Source organism: Ensifer sp. R-19, from assembly GCF_049905105.1.
In the GTDB taxonomy this organism is placed as follows: domain Bacteria; phylum Pseudomonadota; class Alphaproteobacteria; order Rhizobiales; family Rhizobiaceae; genus Ensifer.
Window position 1 is genome coordinate 1,168,630 of record NZ_CP184570.1, and the last position, 22,909, is coordinate 1,191,538.

At 60.1% G+C, this 22,909-nt stretch carries 17 protein-coding genes; 10 read left to right on the top strand and 7 right to left on the bottom strand.

What is annotated here, in order from left to right:
* Window positions 1–1,732 precede the first annotated feature (1,732 nt).
* A complete protein-coding gene (locus ACN9MO_RS24695; RefSeq protein ID WP_162733701.1) occupies window positions 1,733–1,978 on the bottom strand; it encodes a hypothetical protein in 246 nt (81 codons plus the stop codon).
* Between the two features lie 259 nt (window positions 1,979–2,237).
* Between ACN9MO_RS24695 and ACN9MO_RS24700 the strand changes: the two genes are divergently transcribed.
* The 9 genes from ACN9MO_RS24700 (at window position 2,238) to ACN9MO_RS24740 (ending at window position 14,286) form a co-directional block, all read left to right on the top strand.
* Window positions 2,238–2,741, top strand: a complete 504-nt coding sequence (locus tag ACN9MO_RS24700) for a hypothetical protein (RefSeq protein ID WP_425988148.1) — start codon at window positions 2,238–2,240, stop codon at window positions 2,739–2,741.
* A gap of 1,392 nt (window positions 2,742–4,133) precedes the next feature.
* Entirely contained in the window at window positions 4,134–7,127 is a 2,994-nt protein-coding gene (locus tag ACN9MO_RS24705) for a molybdopterin-dependent oxidoreductase (protein ID WP_113133385.1), read from the top strand.
* Window positions 7,124–7,999, top strand: coding sequence for a 4Fe-4S dicluster domain-containing protein (locus tag ACN9MO_RS24710; protein WP_057255132.1), 876 nt, complete (start codon window positions 7,124–7,126; stop codon window positions 7,997–7,999). The genes ACN9MO_RS24705 and ACN9MO_RS24710 overlap by 4 nt, the downstream gene beginning before the upstream one ends.
* Window positions 7,992–8,633, top strand: a complete 642-nt coding sequence (locus ACN9MO_RS24715) for a TetR/AcrR family transcriptional regulator (RefSeq protein ID WP_244495731.1) — start codon at window positions 7,992–7,994, stop codon at window positions 8,631–8,633. The genes ACN9MO_RS24710 and ACN9MO_RS24715 overlap by 8 nt, the downstream gene beginning before the upstream one ends.
* Window positions 8,634–8,841: 208 nt before the next feature.
* Window positions 8,842–10,767 (top strand): acyl-CoA synthetase, encoded by a 1,926-nt coding sequence (locus ACN9MO_RS24720; protein ID WP_057255131.1) that lies wholly within the window; start codon window positions 8,842–8,844, stop codon window positions 10,765–10,767.
* 106 nt (window positions 10,768–10,873) lie between these two features.
* Window positions 10,874–11,308: a VOC family protein gene (locus ACN9MO_RS24725; RefSeq protein WP_057255130.1), complete on the top strand. Its 435-nt coding sequence runs from the start codon at window positions 10,874–10,876 to the stop codon at window positions 11,306–11,308.
* The gene (locus ACN9MO_RS24730) at window positions 11,305–11,982 is read left to right on the top strand and encodes a VOC family protein (RefSeq protein ID WP_057255129.1); all 678 of its coding nucleotides are present in this window, start codon (window positions 11,305–11,307) and stop codon (window positions 11,980–11,982) included. Before ACN9MO_RS24725 ends, ACN9MO_RS24730 begins: the two co-directional genes overlap by 4 nt.
* A gap of 24 nt (window positions 11,983–12,006) precedes the next feature.
* Window positions 12,007–13,017, top strand: coding sequence for a fumarylacetoacetate hydrolase family protein (locus tag ACN9MO_RS24735; protein WP_244495729.1), 1,011 nt, complete (start codon window positions 12,007–12,009; stop codon window positions 13,015–13,017).
* Window positions 13,018–13,221: 204 nt separating this feature from the next.
* On the top strand, window positions 13,222–14,286 hold the full coding sequence (locus tag ACN9MO_RS24740; protein WP_057255127.1) for an OmpP1/FadL family transporter: 1,065 nt from the start codon (window positions 13,222–13,224) through the stop codon (window positions 14,284–14,286).
* Window positions 14,287–14,459: 173 nt separating this feature from the next.
* Here the strand turns inward: ACN9MO_RS24740 and ACN9MO_RS24745 are convergent, their stop codons facing one another.
* From ACN9MO_RS24745 to ACN9MO_RS24760, 4 genes are read right to left on the bottom strand one after another with little or no spacing between them, the layout of a single operon-like run.
* Window positions 14,460–15,758: an alpha/beta hydrolase gene (locus ACN9MO_RS24745; protein ID WP_244495728.1), complete on the bottom strand. Its 1,299-nt coding sequence runs from the start codon at window positions 15,756–15,758 to the stop codon at window positions 14,460–14,462.
* A gap of 1 nt (window position 15,759) precedes the next feature.
* Window positions 15,760–18,810 (bottom strand): efflux RND transporter permease subunit, encoded by a 3,051-nt coding sequence (locus tag ACN9MO_RS24750; protein ID WP_057255126.1) that lies wholly within the window; start codon window positions 18,808–18,810, stop codon window positions 15,760–15,762.
* Window positions 18,807–19,904, bottom strand: a complete 1,098-nt coding sequence (locus tag ACN9MO_RS24755; RefSeq protein ID WP_057255125.1) for an efflux RND transporter periplasmic adaptor subunit — start codon at window positions 19,902–19,904, stop codon at window positions 18,807–18,809. The genes ACN9MO_RS24750 and ACN9MO_RS24755 overlap by 4 nt, the downstream gene beginning before the upstream one ends.
* Window position 19,905: 1 nt before the next feature.
* Complete coding sequence (locus tag ACN9MO_RS24760) at window positions 19,906–20,970, bottom strand: efflux RND transporter periplasmic adaptor subunit (RefSeq protein ID WP_057255124.1); 1,065 nt, start codon at window positions 20,968–20,970, stop codon at window positions 19,906–19,908.
* Window positions 20,971–21,173: 203 nt separating this feature from the next.
* On the opposite strand from ACN9MO_RS24760, the gene ACN9MO_RS24765 reads away from it, so the two are divergent.
* Window positions 21,174–21,803: a TetR/AcrR family transcriptional regulator gene (locus tag ACN9MO_RS24765; RefSeq protein ID WP_057255123.1), complete on the top strand. Its 630-nt coding sequence runs from the start codon at window positions 21,174–21,176 to the stop codon at window positions 21,801–21,803.
* A 116-nt stretch (window positions 21,804–21,919) separates the two neighbouring features.
* On the opposite strand, the gene ACN9MO_RS24770 is transcribed toward ACN9MO_RS24765, so the two are convergent.
* Both ACN9MO_RS24770 and ACN9MO_RS24775 read right to left on the bottom strand, forming a co-directional pair.
* Window positions 21,920–22,513 (bottom strand): hypothetical protein, encoded by a 594-nt coding sequence (locus ACN9MO_RS24770; protein ID WP_057255122.1) that lies wholly within the window; start codon window positions 22,511–22,513, stop codon window positions 21,920–21,922.
* Between the two features lie 12 nt (window positions 22,514–22,525).
* Complete coding sequence (locus tag ACN9MO_RS24775; RefSeq protein WP_156414745.1) at window positions 22,526–22,726, bottom strand: hypothetical protein; 201 nt, start codon at window positions 22,724–22,726, stop codon at window positions 22,526–22,528.
* Between the last annotated feature and the right edge of the window lie 183 nt (window positions 22,727–22,909).

A 22,909-nucleotide genomic window follows, 5' to 3' on the forward strand; every position in this document is an offset into this window, starting at 1 on the left:
CGGCTGTCCCTTCCCGAATGGAAGATGGGGGAGCCTCCTCCGGGGGTGGAAGCTCCCCGGGGCTGTGTGCGACTACAAGATCAGCCCACAACTCATCCATTCTGGGTAAAAAAAGGCCCCGATGAAGCGGGACCTGAGGTGAACCAGCGCCCGGCTTTCGCTAGCCGGTCGAGAATTGCGAGCATTAACGACCTCGGTGGGCCCCACATCTAACGGGGACACTAATGGCAGGCGGGGCCCAGAGGCGCCTCGATCGGGTCGAAGATCGAGAACATATCCAAACCTAGGGCGGCGGAAAAGGTTCCGCCATGGGACCTCAGTCCCAGACGGCCAGCGCAAAGGTCTTAGGTTCGTTGTCGCACCCTACCGTCGCGTTAGTTTTCTTCTTAGCCCAAGCAGCACAGCCCTTAACTGCCTTGGGCGGGCAACGGCGCCGGAGCGCCCCTTGCAGTCAGCAGGGACCAGCTTTGATGTCGTTGCCCAATTGAAGGATTGAGGATTTGCGAATGTACGAACGACACACTTACGGAACGCCACAGAGGAAGTTTACGACGGCCCTCCCAATCGGAGTAATGCTTCTATCAATGGCGGTAATCGCTGCTTACCTGCTGGTCGGGGGCGCTTTGAGCGACGGCGGCCGTCCGATCGCCACTGTCCTTCCGAAGCTCTCCGTGGCCACTTCGCGATAGCAGCCGGTCCGGCAAGGCTCTTGGGCGGGGTGGCGTCCCCATCTACCGACCCCGCAGCTTAAGAGCACGAGTCTGGAACATCAAAGAGCTGAGTCTGGAAGGTACAGCGAGCAACCAGCAATAAATCCGAAGAGCTGCAACCGTGCCCTGAGGTGGTCAATCGCTTTGGCGTCGGGCCAACCATCGAGCGAAAGTGACGTTCCTCGGGGCGAGAACACATGGTCGTGATCTGACCTGCCGCCGGTCTCCTTCCTGATACGCCCGATGTAGCCGACACTGTTGCTGTCCAGTTCGGTGCGAGGCCGTTGGCAGCGAGGTTGATTGGGTCGATCTTGCGTTCAAAGGTGGGCTCGCAGGACACGGAAACAAGTGGTTGACGCAGAGGTTCCCGCCCCTCGCGGCCATGGCAGTTAATCCCTTTGGATTCCGGATAGCCACTTCGAGTTAAGGAGCTACTCCGTGACCACCCATTTGCTGTAACGACCTAAGTCCCAGCCGGTCCGCCAATGGTCTGAGGTCAATTGTCGCGTATTTCGATTACGGCATATTCTGATTCAACCAGGGCGTCTTCGCCTCAGCGCCAAGGTCTCTTAACCGGCTCCAGAGCCGCCCGCCCGTCCGGGCCGCTGTGGGCCACTGGAAAATCAATGAGGCTGCTTGGGTGAAGCAATGAAGAACGTAACTCTACCGATAATCGCCCCTCCAACCCGCCGAACCAAATACGAACAGAGCAGCGATGAATGCCAAGAAGCCCTCAGAGAGGCGTTCGGGGTGTTCGTCGATTATTGTACGGCAGCGGGCTGGCTGATGATGACGTCGCCATAGCGTTGATCCAAATCGCTGACGAGCACCTCTGCTCTCTTGCTATCTTGGCTGACTTTTCCGCCGTTGTGGACCAGACCACAGGAGCTGAACTGGCAAAATTCTAGCAAGTCCCCGTCCCAATCAACTCCGCGCTCCAGGGTCCATCCCACACGTGGCCCATGCCCCGAAATCTTGCTGGCACTTTTGCGCCCAGCGACCACTCGGCGCCTCGGCCTACCTCACTTCAGATCCCACATCGGGAGGAAACCAGCATGAGCAAAGCCCTCTGACGCGCCTGATGAGCGAGGGCGAAATTCCTGCATTCGTCGGACGTGATCGAGGCTGGGTGTGACACCAGCGCTGTGAGGCACGATAAGTATGTGATTGGCGATGACGACGAACAGGACGTCGCGATCGAAGAGCTCAACTGCATTGGAGAGAAGTACGGCAACCGCAATCCACAGAAACTGGAGATTGACGCCCATTTGCGGTCGATCGGGAGGTTTGTGGATACCACTTGGCCGAAAACGCGACACTCGCGCGTACTCGAGCAGCCCCGCCGTCGAGTAACTGACGCGCCACAATAACGACCGCTCCGATCCGTTATGAGCGGCCTCAATCACCCTTTTTGGCTATCTTGTCGGATTGATTAGCCGATATTATTTTTTCTTCACACTCGATTTTCGAAACTACGGGGCTCCGGCGAAGGGAACCTCGCGCCGCCCCTGGGAAAGGAGGTCGCGCATGCATTCCCTGCCTAGATCGATGGCGCTTCTCCCTCACGAAATGAACGAGATCGATCGGATCTTCCAAGACATCCTGCGCGAACGCGGGCTGTCGCGAGATTGTGAGACGGCAGAAGTGATCGCAAGACGCATTCTCAGTTGTTACCAGAGAGGCATTCGAGAGAGCGGCGCCCTGAAATACATGACCGGTTTCGACAAAAGATCGGTGGCGCCAGCGAACGCTGAAGCGCTCATCCACGGTAATCCGGAAGTCTCGATGCAGGAGATCGCAGGAGAGCCATCCGTCCAGATAAGTCCGGACGATGTTGATATGCTTCAACGAACATTCGATCGGGTGTGCATCTGGTGCAGCATTCCACGCTACGGAAAGCGCGCTCAAATGTTGGGCCGGAATATCATCGAGCAATTCCGCAACGGGGTGAGCGATGAGGCTGCGCTGTTCGAGAGCGCCATGTGGCAGGAGCAGCACTCCGACGTTGCTCAGTATCGGCCGGACGCATAGGGAACATTCCGCATCGGTGACCGTTCTTTGCTTTGCCGATGATCCACGACGCCGGATGATCGACCGGGCTCCGAGGAGCAGCCTATGTCCACGGAGCCTGCCAGGTACACGCTTGCCCTTTCGGGGCCATTCTTTTTGGCTCGCTCCCTGCCGGCAGGAACCTTTCCGCCGTATGCGCGTTTCTCGCGTGTCTTGGTCCCGACACCCCCGCTCGGGATCACATGGCAGGCTTCACCAAATCCCCGGAGTGAAGTCCGAAGGTAGCCTCTGGCCTCGTCACCCCGACGGGGCCATTTCTTTTAAGGAACCATTCCGAGAACACGCGCGTTGTTAGGCTCGCCAATGATCCAAAATCCCTCCGGATCAAGGTAGAGCTCCATCGACGTTCGGGCGGAGGTGGGGCTCTTCTATTGCAACTTGCGGGAACACATTCCAGCGGCGCTCCGAATAACTACAACTTCTGAAATATGCGCGAACGGTTGTGGAACGCTCGCGGCACGAAAGAGGTCCACGCAGCTTTCCCTAACCCAAGTGGATGAGGAACATAGGCGAACGCCCAGCTCATCCATGCTGGGTAAAAAAACGCCCCGCCGAAGCGGTACCGGTGAGGTGAACAGCGCCCGGCTTTCGCTAGCCGGTCGAGAATTGCGAGCATCAGGGACCTCGGTAGGCCCACCTCTAGCGGGGACACTGATGGCAGGTGGGCCCTACAGGCGTCTCGATCACGGGGACCGAGCACCTATTCTCAACATAGGGCCGACAAAATGTTCCTCCATGGGGACTTAGGTCCCGTCAGCTCGGCGTCACGGCCTCGAAACGTCAGGGCGGTCCTTCCCGCGCTGGGCTCCAGCGGTTTGTCGGCAGAACCGGAAGGCACTTGAGCTATCTGGGTCCCCGGGGGGCTTGGGTCTGGCCCACGCGGTTCCCGACGATACGTTATGCGATCCTAGAGGCATACAACGAGAACAGGAATCCCCTTACCGCACCGCGGAACACAGGACGATCACAGGGCGCCGCTCGGATTCGTAGAGGGTTTCCTCGACCCGCCCTTCAATGCGGCGGCAAACTTCCAGCACTTTGTGCGCATCCCCCGACCCTCCTCCAATGCCATGAATTGGAACCGTCGATTGCTGGGCTCGGGCTGTAGCGACGCGGGCGTATCTTTGGCCTGCTCACGCCTTCATCCCTCCACCGCCGCTCGACCCTCATTTTGGAATTGACTAATTAGTCATTGTGATTTTATAGTCAATATTGAGGAATGGGAGTTGGAGGAGAGCGATCAATGGACGTGCAAGCCTCGCGCGATGTCGCGATCAGGCCGTTTTTCCATGCCGTCGAAACCGAACATTTCGACTGGCGGACCGCATCGATATGGTAGCCATAAGATCCAGAGTGAACCGGCAGGTTCTCCGAACTATCCTCTTTGCCCTGCCGAAGGTGCTCAACCACACGGCGTCCCGGGCTCCCGCATTTGCGGAGCGGCTGAAGCAGCACGATGTCACCGCGTGGATCGGCCTGCAGGACGGCAGCATCGGCCGCATCGTGGAAATCCGAGGCGGCAAATTCCGCTCCCGTCCGGGCACGGCGGCCGAGGGCGAAGTGGTCATGTCCTTCAAGGACGTGGCGACCGCCTTGAAACTCTTGCTACCCAATCGCGATCAGGGTGAGATCATCCACGCGGCCAAGAACTTTAAGGTGGTGACCACCGGGCCCGATGAACTGATTGTCTGGTTCACGCAGACTCTCAACATGAGCGAGACCGCCGGCGTGGCCATGGGGATGCCCATGCCCGATGGCAGCCATCGCTTCACCACCTGCACCAACGGCGGTCCCCTGTTCGTCTATGTCAAGGATGGACGCATTCTGCGGGTTACGCCGATCGAGTTCGACGATACCGACCCGGCCACCTGGGTGATCGAGGCTCGCGGCCGCAAATTCAGTCCGCCTCGGCGGGCGCTGGTAGCGCCGCACGCCTTGACGATGAAATCCCTCGTCTATTCGGACAAGCGTATCCTCTACCCGATGAAGCGGGTGGATTTCGATCCCAATGGCGAACGCAATCCCCAGAACCGCGGCAAATCCGGCTACGTGCGGATCAGTTGGGATGAGGCGCTGGACATCGTTGCCACGGAGATCAATCGGCAGAAGCGCGTCCACGGGCCCGGTTCCATCACGTTCCCGATGTCGTCCCACCACCAGTGGGGCAATGTGGGCTATTACCTGAGCTCGCTGATGCGCTTCGCCAACTTGATCGGATTCACCCGGGTCGCGGCCAATCCGGACAGTTGGGAAGGCTGGTACTGGGGCGCAATGCATCATTTCGGCAATTCAATGCGGGTCGGCGTGCCTGCGGGCTATGGCGGGGTCGAGGATTGCCTGAAGGAAGCCGAGATGATCGTCTTCTGGTCCTGCGATCCCGAAAGCACCAATGGAGCCTATGCGGGGTTTGAGGGCACGACACGTCGTCTATGGGCCAAGGAACTCGGCATTGAGTTCGTGCATATCGACCCGCATTGCAATCCGACAGCCCAGTTGCTGGGCGGACGCTGGTTTCCCGTCCGGCCGCAGACCGACGCGGCCCTGGCCCAGGCCATCATGTATGTTTGGGTCACGGAACGCCTCTATGACGAGGAATACGTCGCGACCCGCACCACCGGCTTCGACGAATGGAAGGCGTACCTGCTGGGCGAAACCGATGGCGTTCCGAAGACTCCTGAATGGCAGGAGGCCGAGACCGGCATACCTGCCAGGGACGTGCGCGCCCTGGCCCGCAAGTGGGGCGGCAGGAAGGTCTATCTAGCTGTTGGCATGACCGGCACGGGGTTCGGCGGCGCAGGCCGCGGCGCGACCGGAGCCCAGTGGGCTCGCTGCATGATCATGACGATGGCCATGCAGGGCTGGGGCAAGCCGGGCGTCAATTTCGGCGGTCTCCAGATCGGGGTCCCGCACGACCTGCATTTCTATTTTCCGGGCTATGCGGATGGAGGGATTTCCGGCGACCTGGCGTGGACCGGCAATGCGGTCAACAATTATCAGCGCATGCCCCACATCCTGACGATGAATCCCGTCAAGCAGATGGTGCCGCGCCAGCAACTGCCCGACGCGATCATCACCGGTCACGCCACCGGCTATCTCTGGGACGGCATGGCCCAAGAGGCCCAGTTTGCGCCTTTCAGCTATCCTATGCCGGGCTACTCGCCGATACACATGATCTACCGCTACGGCGGATCGTCCCTCAGCACCGTAACTCGATCGGGACGCTGGGTGGACGCCTATCGGCACGAGAGCATCGAGTTTGTGGTGAACCAGTCCATCTGGATGGAGGGCGAGGCCCAGTTTGCCGATGTCATCCTGCCGGCCTGCACTTCGCTGGAGCGCTGGGACATCGGCGAATGGGCGAATTCCGGAGGCTACGCCCATCACGGCGTCAACGTGGTCAACCATCGCGTCATCACCCTCCAGCATAAGTGCATCGAGCCCTTGGGCGAGTCGAAGTCCGACTACGACATATTCACAGCCATCCTGACCCGGCTGGGCCTGGGCGCCGTCTTCAGCGAAGGCTGCAGCGAACTCGACTGGGTCAAGCGGGTGTTCGATTCGTCAGATCTGCCCGGCGAAATTTCCTGGAAGAAATTCTGTCGCAAAGGTTACTACGTCGTGCCGCCCGAAAAGCCGGAACTGCGCCAGCCCGTCGACATGCGCTGGTTCGCCGAGGGCAGGCGCAAGGATCTGCCGGAACCACTTCCGATGCCATCCCAGTATGCCGAAGAGTTCGGCATGGGCCTGCAAACGCCGAGCGGCAAACTCGAATTCGTGCCCGAGATCCTCAAGCGGAACACGGCGGACAATCCGGATCGGCCACCGATCAATCACTACATTCCCTCCTGGGAAGGGCGGAGCACCACCGAGCTGACGGAGCGCTATCCGCTGCAGATGATCGCCACACATAGCCGCTACAGCTTCCACACCAGCATGGATGGCAAGAACAGCGCGGTTAATCAGGTGGAGGACCATCGTGCCTTGGTTGCAGGCCATCGCTTCTGGTTGCTGCGGATCAACCCGGCCGATGCCGCCACCCGCGGCATTGGTCATCGTGACCTGGTGAAAATCTTCAACGATCGCGGAGCCGTGATCTGCGCCGCCGACATTTCGGCCCTGGTGACCCCGGGCGTCGTCAAGTCCTATGAGGCCAGCGCCGAGTTCCAGCTTATCGAAGTTGAAGGAGAGACCGTAGAGGTCGGCGGCTGCTTGAACATCCTTACCCCGGACCGGTCGCAGACCCGCGGAACCAGCAGCATGGCTCCCAATTCCTGCCTTGTGCAAATCGAGAAGTGGCAGAACGCGGACGCCTTCAAGATGGCTGCGCGGCGTAGGAGGAAGTCTTGAGCAAATGGAATCTGATCATCAACGTCGGCCGCTGCGAGAACTGCCACAATTGCGTGATCGCGGACCGGGACGAACATGTCGGCAACGACTTTCCGGGCTACGCGGCGCCGGCTGCTGCAGTGGGAGAGAGTCCGATCCGCATCCTGCGCCGCGTACAGGGCAGTGCGCCGATGGTGGAGACCACCTATTTGCCAGTGATGTGCAACCACTGCGATGACGCGCCCTGCATGCGATATGCGGGCGACGCCATCCGCAAACGCGACGACGGTATCGTTATCATTGATCCAGAGAAGGCTAAGGGCCGCAAGGACATTCTCGGCTCGTGCCCGTACCGGGCAATCGTCTGGAACGAGGAGCAGCAGGTGCCGCAGACCTGGATCTTTGATGCCCACCTGCTCGATCAGGGCTGGCAGCGGCCTCGCTGCCAGCAGAGTTGTCCGACGGACGTCTTCGAGGCGGTGAAACTAGATGACGCCGCTATGGAGCTAAAGGCGGCCACCGAGGGGCTCAAGGTGCAAAAGCCCGAGCTCGGAACCAAACCCCGCATCTGGTACCGGGGTCTGGAACGGTGGGAGACATGCTTCATAGGCGGCAGCGTCAGCGCCGACATCGCCGGGGCGGTGGAATGTCTCGAAGGGGCGGAGGTAACCCTATCCCAGGCAGGCAAGTGTCTCGCGAGAGCCACGACGAACAGCTTCGGCGATTTTGGCTTCGACGGTTTGCGGGGTGACGGAAGCACATATCGTGTCGAAGTGTCCCATGCCCATGGCAGCGTCTGGCGCGACTGCGTCCTGTCCGAGAGCGTCTATCTGGGCGAACTGAGGTTGGCCCGTCCCGGCGCCGCAGATTCGCGGGGGGGCGCCGATGCTTGAGAGTGATAACTGCCGCTCGGGCATGCCCCACCGGCGAACAAGCCGGCAGGAGAACCGGGAAACGAATGTTGCCCGTATTCTAAGCGCGGCAGAGAAATTGTGCGCTCTCTATGGTTCCAGGAAAACGAACGTGTGCGACATCGCCAGCTACCTCAAGATGTCGCCAGCAAACGTCTATCGTTTTTTCTCTTCCAAAGTGGCGATATATGACAGGCTTGTTACGCGGGTGCTCGAAGACAATTTTCCCGTCATCCAACTCGGCTCCGGAACCCTTACGAGTGCCGAAACGCTCCGAGAGTTCATTCTGGGGCTGCATGGAGGGGCCCTTGCTCTCATGCGGGATGAGGACAAAATATTCGAGCTGCTCACGATCGCCGATGATGAGCGCTGGCCCGCTTTCGAGGCACACGCACAACGCGTTAAGGGCATCGTCGCTGAACTTGTCGAACAGGGTGTTGATGCACAGGAATTTCGACAACAGGACAGTGTTCGGGCCGCTGAATGCCTTTGCGCGTCAACTGCGGCACTCTGGGAGCCCAAAGCGATAAAGAATTTCAATCTCAGGCACCCGCTCATCACGCCCGAAGTCCTGATTTCCTTCAGTGTTGCGGCCCTCCGGAAGGGTCCTTCTTAAGGCTGGCGATGATTGCCGGCACCAGTCTCGCTGCAGTGCCATTGGTGCTGCAGGGCCATAGGACCTGGGCGGATGGCGGCTCCGACGCTGCGGAGTTCGTGCTCCAGGCACTTGAGATCGAGCCGGAGGAAGCTCGTCGCATCGCTAATTGGGAGTTGCCGCCGGTGTCCAAGTGAGCCGGCGCAGACCTACAGGGAGGAAGATCACTATGCTCGCAAAAACCCATGGCGGCGTCAGTCGCCCCATTGCCACATTGCCCGATGTTGAGGCATTCGAGCAAATCCCTTTGCCGGAGCGTAACCTCCCGGCAAGCACCTATGAGATGCTTGCGCACGGCGCCGCTGTCGCGCCGGATCAGCTTGCCCTGTCCTTCTTTCTGCGCTCTGAAAACTTCCGTGATCCCGTCGTCTGGACGCACGCCGAGCTCCTCGCTGACATCACGAGGACAGCCAATGCCCTGCGGCGGCTGGGCATCGGTCGCGACGACGTCGTGGCCTTCGTGCTGCCCAATCTGCCCGAAGCGCATTTCGTGATCTGGGGTGGCGAGGCGGCGGGCATCACCTTCGCGATCAATCCGCTGCTTGAATCGGGACAGATCTGCGAGCTCCTCATTGCCGGGAAAGCAAAATGGCTCGTCACACTGGCCCCCTTTCCGGGAACAGACATCTGGCAGAAGGCGATCAAGGCCGCGGCGAATGTACCGGATTTGCAGGGAATTCTGACCGTCAGTTTTGAACCGTATTTCCGCGGCACCACCGAGGAAGCCACGGAGGTACGCTCACAGGCTCGGGATGTCGGCGGCCTTTCTATCCCCGTTCTCAGCCTGCGTCAGGAAATTGCCGGGGAACGCGGCGACGGGTTGACCTTCGAGATGCCCAATCCCGGAGATATCTCTTCATACTTCTGCACGGGCGGCACAACCGGACTGCCCAAGATCGCCGCGCGCACCCATTTGTCGGAGGTGTTCGACGCCTGGTCCACCCAAGCCTTTATCGGGAGTGTGTTCGCACCGGGCAAGGCGATCTTCTGCGGCCTGCCGCTCTTCCACGTCAATGGACAGTTGGTGACAGGCCTCATCCCGTGGTCGCAAGGCGGGCATGTCGTCATGGGCACGCCGCACGGCTATCGCGGAGAGGGAGTTATTCCGTCCTTTTGGGAGATCGTCGAACACTATCGTGTCGTGGCCTTCTCGGGCGTTCCGACTGTATACTCGGCACTGATGCAGGTGCCGGTCGGCGGCCGCGACATTTCGAGCGTCGGCTACGGTTTTTGCGGCGCGGCTCCGATGCCCGTGGAACTGTTCCGCACTTTCGAAGAGACGATTGGAATCCGCATTCTGGAGGCCTACGGCCTGACGGAAGGCGCCTGTGTTTCCAGCGTCAACCCGCCGGAAGGCGAGCGGCGTGTCGGTTCGATCGGCCTACGCCTCCCCTACCAGCAAATGGCAGTGGTCAGACTCGACGATTCGGGCTTCACCGGGTTCGCCGGGACGGACGAGGTCGGCGTGCTCGCGATCCGCGGGCCGAATGTCTTTGCCGGTTACATCAATGCCGAACACAACAAGGGCCTCTGGCTTGAGATTGACGGCGAGCGCTGGCTGAACACCGGCGATCTCGCCCGCCAGGACACTGACGGCTACTTCTGGCTGACCGGTCGCAAGAAGGAGCTCATTATCCGGGGCGGGCATAACATCGATCCGAAGCTGATCGAAAATGCCGTGCAAGATCACCCGGCGGTACAGCTTGCCGCAGCGGTGGGAAGACCCGATGAGCGCGCGGGAGAACTGCCGGTGCTCTACGTCCAATTGAAGCCCGGGACGACCGCAACGGAGGCGGATCTGCTTGCCCATGCCGTCGGCCGTATTCCCGAGCGCGCTGCGCACCCCAAATCCGTCCGGATTCTGCCCACGCTCCCCGTCACACCCGTCGGCAAGCTCTTCAAGCCAGCGTTGTCGATGCTGGAGATCGAGGATGTCGTCCTTCAGGAGGCGGCGTCGTCCGGCGTGAAGCTCGAATCGCTTTCGGTCATTCAAGACGCCCGGCTCGGGCTGCTTGCAAGAATTACAGCAGAGGGCGATCCACGCCTATTGCGCGAAAAACTGGGCCACTACGCCTTTAAGGCGCAATTCCTCTGAACACTCGCGAGAAGAAAAGGAAGCCAGTCATGGCGATCAATTTTGCCCTTTCCGAGATCGGGGCGCCAGCACTCTCATGGGCAAACCAGCAGTCAGGAAACCAGTCATGAACGCTCCAACTCGAATCCTCGTCACCCACCTTCAACACCACGTCTTCTACGTTACCGACCTGGAACGCTCAAAGGCTTTCTATATCAAGGTCTTCGACCTGCAGTTCTCCGCTCTCAACCATCCCGACAGCAGCGCCGCGATGCGTTTGTCGCAGCAGGAAATGCATTTCTTCTCATTCGGCTTCCACCATCACGACATCTGCCTGGTGAAGCATCACAAGCTGAAGATGGACAACAATTCCATGCTCCACTTCACGCTAGCCGTGAAGGACGCAGAGGCATTCGACGAGATCAGACGCCGCGCACGAGACATGGACTTACCGATCCGCGAGGGGCGCATGCTCGCCTCCGCGCGCCCTGTATCGCGTGCTTTTTGCCTCCAGGACCCAGACAGGCACTGGATCGAGATCATTGAGGAGCCCAGCAGATGAGCAATACCGCATTCGTTCCCCCGAACGTCCTGCCCCCATTCAAGCTACGCTTCGCAGGCCTCCTGAAGCGGAAATGGTTTCGCGAAATGGTGCTGTTGTGGCCGACGCTGACGAAGCGGCGGTTCTCCAACAAGACTGAGGACTACGGCGTCTTCAAGCCTTCGCTCGTTTCTCATATCGGACAGCTCTCCATCTATGTGCGCGACATCGCGCGAAGCCGGGCCTGGTACGAGAAAGTTGCCGGCATGATCCATAGCCGCACCTGCGAGCTGGAGCCGCATCCGTTCAAGGAAGGGTGGCGCATTCGCTGCTGCTACATGAGTGCAACTGACCACGAGGAATGCCTCGTGCTCGTCGAGGAATACGATCCTTCAGGCAGGATTACCGTACCTTCGGGCATGAGCTTCTTCCATTTCGCGCTCGAGGTGAAAGGAAACCAACTGGAGGATGTCCTGGCCTTTGCCAAGCAACAGCAGGCCGACGGATTCCAGTTGAACTACGGTCCAGTCCGCCACAACAGCGAACCGCCTTTGGGCGACGGCGAGACCGGCGGAAACGTGGCCTGCTATCTCTACGACCCCGACTGGCACAATGTCGAATTCTGCGGGGCAATGGACACGATCGAGAACTATCGCGAGCGATACGGGGAGCTCAAGGGCAAGGACCGCGCCTAACGCCGCGCCGACCTTCAAAGTGCTGTGAGCGGAGATTCGAGCCGCTTTCCAAGCGGCCCCCTCAAAAAAGGAAATGAAATGGTTGTTAAAGTGACCCGATTTGCGATCGGTGGAGAACCCTTGTGGGGAATTTTGGATGGAGAAGAGATCGCACCCCTCGAAGGCACCTTCGTCTCGACTGCCGACATCCTGCGCCTTCCTCCCACTGAGCTCAAGGCGCGGGCAGGCGCTGAACGTTTCCCGATCAACTCGGCAACCATTCTGAGCCCCGTCACAGCGCCGGCGCAGATCGTTTGCCAGGGTCTGAATTATGCAGATCACGCGGATCAATCGGGGCATGCGTCACGCCAGAAGAACCTGCTCTTCATGAAGGCCGCCTCCTCGCTATCCGGAGCGTTCGATCCCGTCATCCGGCCGACAGGATGTCAGATGCTCGACTACGAAGTGGAACTTGGGCTTGTCCTGAAGCGACCACTAACTGCGGGCGACCACGTCACCCGAGAGACCCTCGGCGATTTCATCGGCGGACTCGTCTTGTGCAACGACATATCAGCCCGCGACGTCATGTTCGGTGAAGCCTTCTTGCAGTGGTTCCGCGGCAAAAGCGCCCGGACCTTCTGCCCTTGTGGTCCGTGGCTGGTCATTCCCGAAGCGGACGAGGTGGCGGATCTGCTCGACAGGATTGAGATCCGTCTCTGGCTGAACGACGAACTGCGGCAGTCGGCCCATTCCCGGGACTTCGTCTTTCGCCCGGAAACCTGCCTCAACGACATTGCGTCTCTAATGGACCTGGCTGCGGGCGATCTGGTCCTGACCGGGACGCCGGGCGGCGTGATCCTGCAAGCGAGCGCCCCCCTCGCCCAAATCCTGACGACCAAGCTCTTCAAGGATTCGGAGCGGAAGGAAGCGATCATCCAGGAGGCGACCGCGCACGCACGTTACCTCGCACCGGGCGACATAATGCGTGCCGAAATGCGCACCGATGACAGCGCGGTCGATTTTGGCGGGCAATTGCTCGCAATCGTGGACGCGTGATCTCGGCGAGACCAGGACGCGCACGCCGTGGCCGCCCGCACCACAGTCTAATCGGCGGAGGTGTGAAGGGCTCGGGTGTCACCTTCTGGTCTAGCCCCTTGACCTGGAGCAGCCGGCAACGCGCAGGGCTGCAGGCAAAGAGAGCAATGCGCATTTCCTTGGGCTTTGCGGAAAAGCGACACGTCTCGGAGGAGGGAGACCCGCATGAAAGCTATTAATTTGTCGACCGGATTGTTCAGCTGTCTTTTGGTCACACCGGCGATGGGAGGAGGCTTCGATCTCCTGGGGCAGCCGAATGAAGCCCTATTCGAGACGGGACGCTACGTCGAATTCGGGATCGGCTTTGGCAGTCCGAACGTGGGGGGACAAATCATTGCCGTCGGGCCCCCGTTTGCTTCCGGCGATACGGCGCCCTCGGTCCCATTCTACAATGGCGCCTTCAAGGCCGATATCAACGAACAATTCTCAGGAGCGGTCATCGTAGACAATCCGTATGGGCGCAGAGTCGAGTACGATAGCGGGCCGCTGTCCGGCCTGTCGGGAAAAGTCGAGTCGATCGCAGTCACAGGTTTGCTGCGTTACAAGCTCACGGATCGTTTCAGCGTCTTCGGCGGACCCAGACTGCAACGTATGGGTGGCGACACCGATATCTCAGTTTTCGCAGGCGGCGTGCCCGCCGGTATTGGCAACGTCACCTTTGACGACACCTGGGCGGCGGGCTACGTGGTTGGGGCGGCCTTTGAAATCCCGGAAAGCCATGTCCGGATCGCAGTCACGTACAATTCCGCGATCGACTACGATTTCGACACGTCCGGTGCCTATCAAGGGACCACGGATGTCGAGACCCCGCAATCGGTCAACGTCCATCTCCAGGCGCCGATCAGCCTTTCCACGTTGCTCTTCGCGACAGTTCGCTGGGCCGATTGGAGCGAACACACGATCAATCCGCCGGGCTACCCTTTGGGATCACTCGTCCACTTCAACGACACGACGACCTACACGCTCGGCGTGGCACAGATGTTCAGTGAACAATGGTCGGGTTTCACAACTCTGACATATGAACCCTCGACCGACGTATCGGCTGAAGGGCCGCTCGACGCAACCGACGGTTTGTGGGGCGCCACGCTTGGGGCGATCTATACGAAGGACGGGATGAAAATAACCACCGCTATCAGCTACCACCAGTTCGGTGATGCGTCGGGTTCATTCGGAAATTTTACGGACAACGATCTCGTCAGCGCCGCCGTCAAAGTGGGGTATTCGTTTTGATCCTCGCCGCCGGAAACGGCGTCGCAGATCGACGTCACCTTCTGCTGGGAGCGAGTTTCTGCAGGCTTCTATGCCGCAGATCGACTGGATGATCTCGACGGTGCGCGCTAAGGGGCGCCAAACATGAATGGAGGCAGCTAGGCAGAAAACAGGTCTGCCAGGCAGACCTGTCGTCAATACGCGATCCTTCCATCCACGATCTGCCCGCTCGAGGAAGAAAGTTCGCGTTTCAAGACTTCGCGCGCATCGCCGCTGATGACCGATACCGGAGCCGCAACGGCCACGCGGGCTGCCGACCCGGCGAAATTGGCGGCGGCTACTCCCACGCGATCCGCGAACGTCTCCTCGCCGCCCGAAATCGATTGGCCGGCCAGACGCCGGCCGAGCAGACGCACGATCTCGGGACTGTCAGCAAAGGCATTGTGGCCAAGCGGGTCGTTTGACGCAATGGCGCTTGTGTCGATGACTGACACGCCCAACTCCTCGAGCGCAGCGGCATAGGGTCTGAGATCGGATCCTCCGACGCGGTCAACTCCGCCCGACAGAAAGCCCGAAACCTCGAGCGCCTTGTCACGTGTGGATGTCAGAATCGCAAAATGCGGCCGCTTTGGTCCCATTTCGATAAACTGCCGGCGAAACACATCGATGTCGATGTCCGGCGATGCAAGGATGACATTCTTGATTTTGGCCGGGATCGATTTTTCGCGCATGGCAACACCGCGCAGTGCCTCCGCCGCGAGCCAGGTCCCCATCGAATGCGCGAGAATCGTCACTTCGTCGACATCGGGGCTTCGGGTGGCCTGAAGGATCAGGTCCTCCAAGGCTCGCCGCGAGTAGTTGGCACTCTCCTTGTCATAGAGGTAGTCGAAAACGCGAGCCCGCGATGGCCAGGCGAAGAGTATAGGTGCCGCATCGGTGCCCGAGTCGTGTACGATCTGGGCGAAGCGAAAGACGGCGTCGGCATAAGTGTTGTTAAAGCCATGAACAAAGATGAGCACCTGCCGCTTGGCGTTCCGATTCTTGCGAAACCATGCGAGAGCCTGCCCTTCCGTCGCAACCTTGCCGACTTCAAGGACTGCAAACTCCTTTTCCGGATTCGGCGGAACGCGTGAGGGCCACTGCACCTCGCCGATCTTGCGGTTTCGATCCGGAGGAATGGAGACGGTGAGGTTATTCAGCGAGATCGCCGTTCCACGCTCGCCCGAATAGAGGCGGCCGGGATCGTCGGATGGCCTTCGCGTCGTTGCCACCAGCATGCTCACCCGGCTGGCGTCGTTGGCTGCCACCTGATGAGGCTGAAGGACGTTCTCCACCCGGGTCGCGCAGCCGGTTATGACGACGGACACTATCACTAGCGCGGGGAGCACCTGTCGAGGCTTTGTTCGATGTGTCGTGAGGATCGGCCGCTTGCGGCCGATCCATTGCAAAGCGCAAATGCTGCGCGGGCGGTCGGGAGGCGTTGAACCGGTCATGTCAGCCCTCCTCGATCTCACGCGGTATCCGGAACCAGGCGACATAGAGCGCCGGCAGGAAGAGGAGCGTTAGTGCCGTGCCCACGACGATACCGCCCATCATTGCATAGGCCATGGGTCCCCAGAATATCTCGTGCGAGATCGGGATCAGCGCCAGGGTCGCGGCTGCGGCCGTCAGCATAATTGGTCGCATTCGGTGTTCGGTCGCCTCCACCACCGCCGTCCAGGGCGACTTTCCCGCGGCTCGCAATTCCTCGATCTCCACGATCAGGATCACCGAGTTGCGGATGAGAATGCCAACGAGTGCGAGCACCCCCAGAAGAGCGACGAAGCCGAGCGGGGCATTGCTCATGAACAGCGCCGCGACGACACCAATCAGCGCCAAAGGGGCAACCGAGAAGACCAGGAAGAGCCTGTGGAAGCTCTGGAGCTGGATCATCAGCAGGGTCGCCATGATAAGGAGCATGGCCGGCGCCACCGTGGCGATTGGCCCCTGCGACTTGGCGCTTTCTTCGACCGCGCCGCCGACTGCAACGGAATAGCCAACCGGCAGCGTCTTTTCGAACGCCGCAACCTTGTCGGCGAGCGCCTTCACGATGGTCGCCGGCTGCGTCGTACCACTGATCCCGGCCTTGATCGTGATGGTCGGGACCCTGTCGCGCCGCCAGATCGTCGGCTGTTCGAGCTCGTAACGGAACGTTGCGACCGATGAGAGCGGAACCGACTGACCGCTGCTGCTCTGCAGTTGCAGGTCGAGCAGCGTGTCGATCGAGCCGCGCTCCTTTTCCGAGGCACGACCGACGACATTGACCAGATAGATGTCGTCCCGGACCTGCGTTGCGGCGTCACCTTGTACGACGGTGTTGAGCGCCATCGCGATGTCTTGGGACGAGACACCGAGCTGCCGCGCCTTGTCCTGCAGCACGTCGATCTTTACGACACGTGCCGGTTCATTCCAGTTGAAGGCGAGATTCTTGAGGGAAGGATGGGCACCGATGACAGACCCCAGTTTCTGTGCCAGGTCGCGCACCGTCTGGAGGTCTTCGCCGGACACGCGGTACTGAATCGGCTTGCCGACCGGCGGTCCGATTTCCAGCAGCTTCACATAGGCGTCAGTGCCGGGAAAGGTCTTCTGGAGGTAAGCTTCCGCTTCTTGCTTCAGCTTGTCGCGGGCGTCGAGCTCCTTGGCGACGATAACGGTCTGACCGAAGGAAACGTCTGCCGGCTGCACGTCGAAGGAAAGGATGAAGCGCGGCGCGCCCCTTCCGACATATGTCGACCAGTGATCGACCGCAGGGTTTCCGGCCAGCATCTCGCGCTCGAACTGAGCCATTTGACGGCTCGTTTCGGCAATCGAGCTGTTCTGCGGCAGGTTCCAGTCAACGATCAGTTCCGGCCTGTCAGAGCTTGGGAAGAACTGCTGCGGCACCAATGTCAGCCCCGCGAGCGAACCTGCGAAGAGGAGAACGGTCGCGAGGATCGTCATCCAGCGCCAGCGCAAGCAGAACTGCAGCATGCTCGAGAATGCCCTCGCGAACCGGCCCTTGTGTTCAGCATGCTTCTTCATAGTCTTCGGCAGCAAGGTAACGCCGATGAGAGGCGTGAACAGGACGGCAACGATCCAGGAGACGACGAGCGATACGGCGATCACGACGAAGAGGGTGAAAGTGAATTCGCCGGCGCTGCTCTTGTTGAAGGCGACCGGGATGAAGCCCGCGACGGTCACGAGCGTGCCGGTCAGCATCGGAAAGGCCGTGGACGTGTAGACGTAGGTGGCGGCCTTCCTGAGACTGTCACCCATTTCCAGCCGTGCCACCATCATTTCGACCGCGATCATTGCGTCGTCGACGAGAAGACCGAGTGCGATAATGAGCGCACCGAGCGAGATTCGCTGCAGTGAAATGCCCGAATAGAGCATCACCATAAAGGTGATAGCGAGAACCAACGGGATCGCGATCGCCACGACCAGGCCTGCCCGGAAACCGAGACTGATAAAACTGATCGCGAGCACGATGGCCACCGCCTCGAACAGGGCCTTCGTGAAGCCTCCCACGGCCTCGTGAACGACTTTCGGTTGGTCGGATACCTGTTCGACCGAGACGCCGACGGGAAGATCCTGAACGATCCCGGCCATCGTCTTTTCGAGCGCTTCGCCAAAGGCAAGCAGGTTACCGCCGGTCTTCATGCCAATTGCGAGCCCGATGGCCGGTTTTCCCTTGAATCGGAAGAGCGAGGTCGGCGGGTCGACATAGCCACGCGTGATGTTGGCAACGTCTGTCAGCGGGAAGAATCGGTCGTTTACCCGTAGGTTGATCCCACGCAAGGTGTCTTCGGAGATAAAGCGTCCTCCGACCCGCAATGCGACGCGTTCTGGTCCCGTCTGAATGAAACCCGACTGGGTGACGGCGTTCTGCGCCTGCAGCGTGGAAATAATGTCGGCGCGGTTAAGGCCGAGGGCCGCGATCTTGCGGGTGGAGAACTCAAGATAGATGACCTCGTCCTGCGCGCCGACGATGTCGACCTTGCCGACGTCCGCAATCTTGAGGATCTGGGTACGGGCATCTTCCGCGAAGTCCCGCAGTTCCCGGTGACTTAGCCCGTCGCTGGTTAAGGCAAATATATTGCCGTAGACATCGCCGAACTGGTCATCGAACAACGGACCGATGACGCCCTGAGGGAACTCGTGTTTGATGTCGTCGATCAGGTTGCGCACCCGCGACCAGGTGGGCTTTACATCCTGCGCATTCGTATCCGGCAACAGATCGACGAAGACGATCGTCTGGCCGGCGGTTGTGATACTGCGGGTGTGTTCGAGATTGTTGAGTTCCTGCAGCTTCTTTTCGATGCGGTCGGTAACCTGCTGCGTCACTTCCTGGGCAGAGGCGCCGGGCCATTGGGCCTGGATCACCATCGTCTTGATCGTGAAGGATGGATCCTCTTCACGGCCAAGGCTTAGATAGGCAAACGCTCCCGCCACTGCGAAGATGATCATGAAATACCAGACGAGCGAGCGGTGCTCGAGCGCCCAGTCTGAAAGATTGAATTTGTTCACGGGCGATTATCCTGTTCAGTTCTCACACTCTGCCCCTCGGCAAGTTCATTCACGCCGGCGACGACGATCTCTTCGCCATCCTTGAGCCCGGAGAGGACTTGGACAGAACGGATGTCCGTGGAGGAGCCGTCGAGCCGCACGGCTTTGAGCGAGACGGTGTGTGTCTCCGGGTCAACCACCCAGACACGGTCGGCGCCGTCCTTCTTGACGACGGCCGTTGCCGGTACGTCGATCGCCGCCCCTTGCCGAACGCCGGCTGGTGCCGCGGTCACTACCGATCCCAGCCGGAAGACCTCCGGCGCCTCATCGATGGCGATTTTCAGCCGATGAGTACGAGTACCGGCATCCGCCTGCGGGCCAATTTCGCGCAGGACGCCGGAGGTCTGCAGCGCGTCATCGAGTTGGAGGGCAATGTCCGCTCGGTCCCCCAGACGCAACGATCGTAGATACGTTTCGGGAACGTCGACGACTACGTCGCGCTGATCAAGACGCGCAAGCTTCAGGACAGGCTGCCCGGCAGTTACCGTCTGTCCGACTTCGACCCAGGTCGCAGTCACAACACCATCGAACTCGGCCTTCAACACAGCATAGCCAAGCTGCTCGCGTACCTTCTCAAGGCTGGCATTTGCCTTGCCGACGCCCGCCCAGGCCGATTTCAGCGCCTGATCGGCGAGGTCCAGATCCGCGGTGCTCGCGGCGCTCGTCGAGGCAAGCCTCCGCTTGCGGTCCTGCGTCAACAAGGCATTCTCGAACTGCGCTTCAGCGTTGCGCAGATCGGCTTCGGCGCTGCGGACCGCAAGCTGAAGAGCAAACGGATCGATTTCAGCCACGACATCGCCGGCACGCACGAGGTCGCCAACATTTACCTTGCGCGACACGACGCGTCCCAAGGTTCGGAATGCAAGATCGGTCTCAACCCTGGCCTGGACGATCCCGGGGAGGCGCACTAGCTGCACGTGCGCTGCACTCACCGCAACGGACTTGACCGGCCGCGGCCTGGCGGTCTCACCTGCGCCGGCATCCTGACTACAGCCGGCAAGAATCGCCAGCGCTGCCAGGAGTGAAAACGAGACTTGGGGACGATAAGCAACCATCTTACTTGCCCTCCCAGGCCACCACTTGGCCTTGCTTGAGGAACTTTCCGCCCTCTGTGACGATCAGGTCTTGCGGAGCGATCCCGCCCTCCACGATCAGATCGCTTTGCCGGTACTTAGCGACTGCGATCTTTTGCAGCGAGACGGAGTTCTTCACGGGGTTGATGCGCCACACGGCGGGCTCGCCCATCGCGGAGGCGATCGCGCCGGCGGGCAGGACAATCCCCTTGCGTGACGGCGAACGGAATTCACCGACAACCGGCGTGCCAAGCGGCCATTGCGCATCTTCCGCAAGCGCCACCTTGATGCGGATCGTTCCGGTTCTCGTGTCGATGAAAGGAGCGATCTCCCTGACGGTCGCTTGAGTTTCGAGCGCGCGATCCCCGACCGGTGCGACACCGACCTGCGCCAATGGCCGTCCTTCGAGAAAGAAAGCCTCGAAGACGTCGAAAACGGCGTCGCGGGGGCCGTCATGGGCGAGAGTGAAGGCAGGCTGCGCCGCGGAAACCACCTGGCCGACTTCGATCTCGCGCGCGGTGATGATCCCTCCCGAGCCGGCCTTCAACTCGGTATGCGACAATGCGTCCTTCGCCGTTGCCAACGCCGCTTCCGCAGCATCCAGTGACGCTCGTGCCGTTCGCAGTTCCTTGTCAGCCTGATCGAAGGTCGCCTGAGCAATCGAGCGTGAGCGCAATAGCGCGTCATACCGTTCGAACGTCAGGGCCTTTTGCTTGACGATCGCCTGTGCCGATTCGAGCCCAGCGCGGGCTACCTCCACATCGGCCCGTTGTTCGGTATCGTTGAGACGAGCGAGGACGTCGCCGGCGTCCACATGCGATCCAACGTCGACGAGACGCTCGATAACCCTGCCGCTGACGCGGAAGGACAGATCGGATTGGATCCGTGCCTTGACTTCGCCGGTAATCTCTGCGGCCGGTTGATACTCGGCCGCAGACGCGCGAACCGCCCGAACCTGCTGTGGTGGCGCGGCCACTTCGGCTTTGTCTTCGCAAGCGGCGAGATAGGCGCAGGCGAGACCAATTCCAATCAAACGAAAGGGCTTCATGTTTTTCTCCACAGCGGTTTGCAATCAAAAGGGTGGTGCGCTAGTATCACTGACTAACGAGTTAGTCAATTAGTTGAGCAAGGCGCCGGGATGATCACAGTTGCCAAAGCGGCGAACCGTCTGTACCCGGGCTAACCTGCTAGGATTGCTTGCAACCAGGCGACCCGAACAACCGGTCCAATCCAGCAGGAAATGGAAGTGTGATGACAAAGACCGAAAAGAAGACCTCTCGGGCGGAACAAAAAGCCAGGCGCCCTCAGGAGATCCTCGAGGCCGCGTTCGAAGAATTTACCGTCAAGGGATACGCGGCGACGCGGGTGGAAGACGTTGCTGCCCGCCTCGGGGTGACGAAGGGCACCGTCTATCTCTATTTTCCGACGAAGGACGTTCTCTTCGAGGAAATGTTCCGCCATATGTCGACCCCGTTCGCGGACCTGCTGGCGTCTGTCGGCACACTCGAAGGTTCGACGGCGGACCAGCTACGGGCCCTTCTGCTCCTGGCATACGAAAAGATCGCCGACGACCGGAAAACAAGAGAACTCCTGCGCTTGTCATTGTCCGAGGGGACGCGCTTCCCCGACATTGTGGACCGACACCATGACGAGTTCATCGCTCCGTTGATCGCTGCCGTCCGTACGCTCGTCGATGAAGGCGTGGCATCGGGAGAATTCCGCGAGGGGGCCGCGTCAAAGTTTCCCGACGTCGTCGCCAGTTCGATCCTTCACGTTGCCGTGTGGCGCCTGATGTTTGCGGATCGAAAGCCGATTGATGGGCCTGCCTTCATCGAGGCGCATTTCGACCTGGCCCTAAACGGACTGTTACCGCGTTCATAGCCCCAGGTGGATCTTGCCGATCTCTGTGCACCTCTAAAGTCGCATAGAATCTCCTATCTTTTCCGGTGTGGAACTCGAACCGGGCCGGATCGTCCCCGCCTACCGAATGTTCCTTATCAGGGGATGGCGAGACTTCGAATAAACTGCTCGCCTCCGAGCACGATGAAAGACACGACGGCCATCATAAGGCCCCGCCGGAAGCGCACCTGTTTGATGATCCTGACGCGAGACGTCTTGAGCAGCTCGGCGCCGAGCACCGAGGTCCAGTCGGATCTCAGCGCCTCTCGGACGAAGTCTTTGAGATCGGCAAATGTGTCGGGTTCGACATAGTAGACGCGCTGATCGGAAGCAGCGGACGTTTTCCCGAGCAGGTCCTTTTCTGCGCGGGTTCGGCTCGGATAGAGCACTTGCCCGAACTGCAGGATCGGCAGGATGACAACGCCCCAGACCACGGCGAAGAACAGCGGGCCAAGCGGTGCACGCGTCGGCAGGAGATCGCCGAAATGCAGCACCAGATTGAGTGCCAGGATGTAGCCGGCGCCAACGATCTGCGCCTTGGTGTCATAGGAGCGCGCCGTCACTTGCGTTTCCTGCAACGCGGCAAGGAGCATCCTGTCTACATAATCCTGCTTGTTCTCACTCGGCGAGACGTACATCGGGGTATCCGATCGAAGAGAGCGCTCAAGGAGCGAGGCTGGGGTCTCCGGCATGGCTGTTCCGCCTCAGTGCAGCCGTACGGCAGCAGGCGCCGCGAGTGCACGCGGATCTATCGCCGGCTCGTCCGTCTCCCGAAATTGGTTGACGGCGATATAGGAGACCAGCGTCAGCATGGTCGCGACTGCGAGTCCGAGGACTTCGCAACTGCCAGAGAGATAAAGGCTAGCAACACAGACACAAAGAAACTGACCGGACGACGGGCGCATGAAAGCCTCCGCTCGAAAGGTTCGAGGTTGTAAGGGTTTGACGATGAGAAGGCCTACGCATGATCAAATTTGACCTTCGACTTGACTAATATGTCAATTCGACCTTAACGTCAATATGAGAATTACGCTTTTGTACGATGCAGGAGTTCTCTCCTCGCCGAGCCTAGCGCCGGGAATACGGGG

Coding starts and splice junctions, on each gene's coding strand:
- ACN9MO_RS24695 (WP_162733701.1), bottom strand. CDS start 1,978: ATGGGCGTCAATCTCCAGTTTCTGTGGATTGCGGTTGCCGTACTTCTC.
- ACN9MO_RS24700 (WP_425988148.1), top strand. CDS start 2,238: ATGCATTCCCTGCCTAGATCGATGGCGCTTCTCCCTCACGAAATGAAC.
- ACN9MO_RS24715 (WP_244495731.1), top strand. CDS start 7,992: ATGCTTGAGAGTGATAACTGCCGCTCGGGCATGCCCCACCGGCGAACA.
- ACN9MO_RS24720 (WP_057255131.1), top strand. CDS start 8,842: ATGCTCGCAAAAACCCATGGCGGCGTCAGTCGCCCCATTGCCACATTG.
- ACN9MO_RS24725 (WP_057255130.1), top strand. CDS start 10,874: ATGAACGCTCCAACTCGAATCCTCGTCACCCACCTTCAACACCACGTC.
- ACN9MO_RS24730 (WP_057255129.1), top strand. CDS start 11,305: ATGAGCAATACCGCATTCGTTCCCCCGAACGTCCTGCCCCCATTCAAG.
- ACN9MO_RS24740 (WP_057255127.1), top strand. CDS start 13,222: ATGAAAGCTATTAATTTGTCGACCGGATTGTTCAGCTGTCTTTTGGTC.
- ACN9MO_RS24745 (WP_244495728.1), bottom strand. CDS start 15,758: ATGACCGGTTCAACGCCTCCCGACCGCCCGCGCAGCATTTGCGCTTTG.
- ACN9MO_RS24755 (WP_057255125.1), bottom strand. CDS start 19,904: ATGGTTGCTTATCGTCCCCAAGTCTCGTTTTCACTCCTGGCAGCGCTG.
- ACN9MO_RS24760 (WP_057255124.1), bottom strand. CDS start 20,970: ATGAAGCCCTTTCGTTTGATTGGAATTGGTCTCGCCTGCGCCTATCTC.
- ACN9MO_RS24765 (WP_057255123.1), top strand. CDS start 21,174: ATGACAAAGACCGAAAAGAAGACCTCTCGGGCGGAACAAAAAGCCAGG.
- ACN9MO_RS24770 (WP_057255122.1), bottom strand. CDS start 22,513: ATGCCGGAGACCCCAGCCTCGCTCCTTGAGCGCTCTCTTCGATCGGAT.
- ACN9MO_RS24775 (WP_156414745.1), bottom strand. CDS start 22,726: ATGCGCCCGTCGTCCGGTCAGTTTCTTTGTGTCTGTGTTGCTAGCCTT.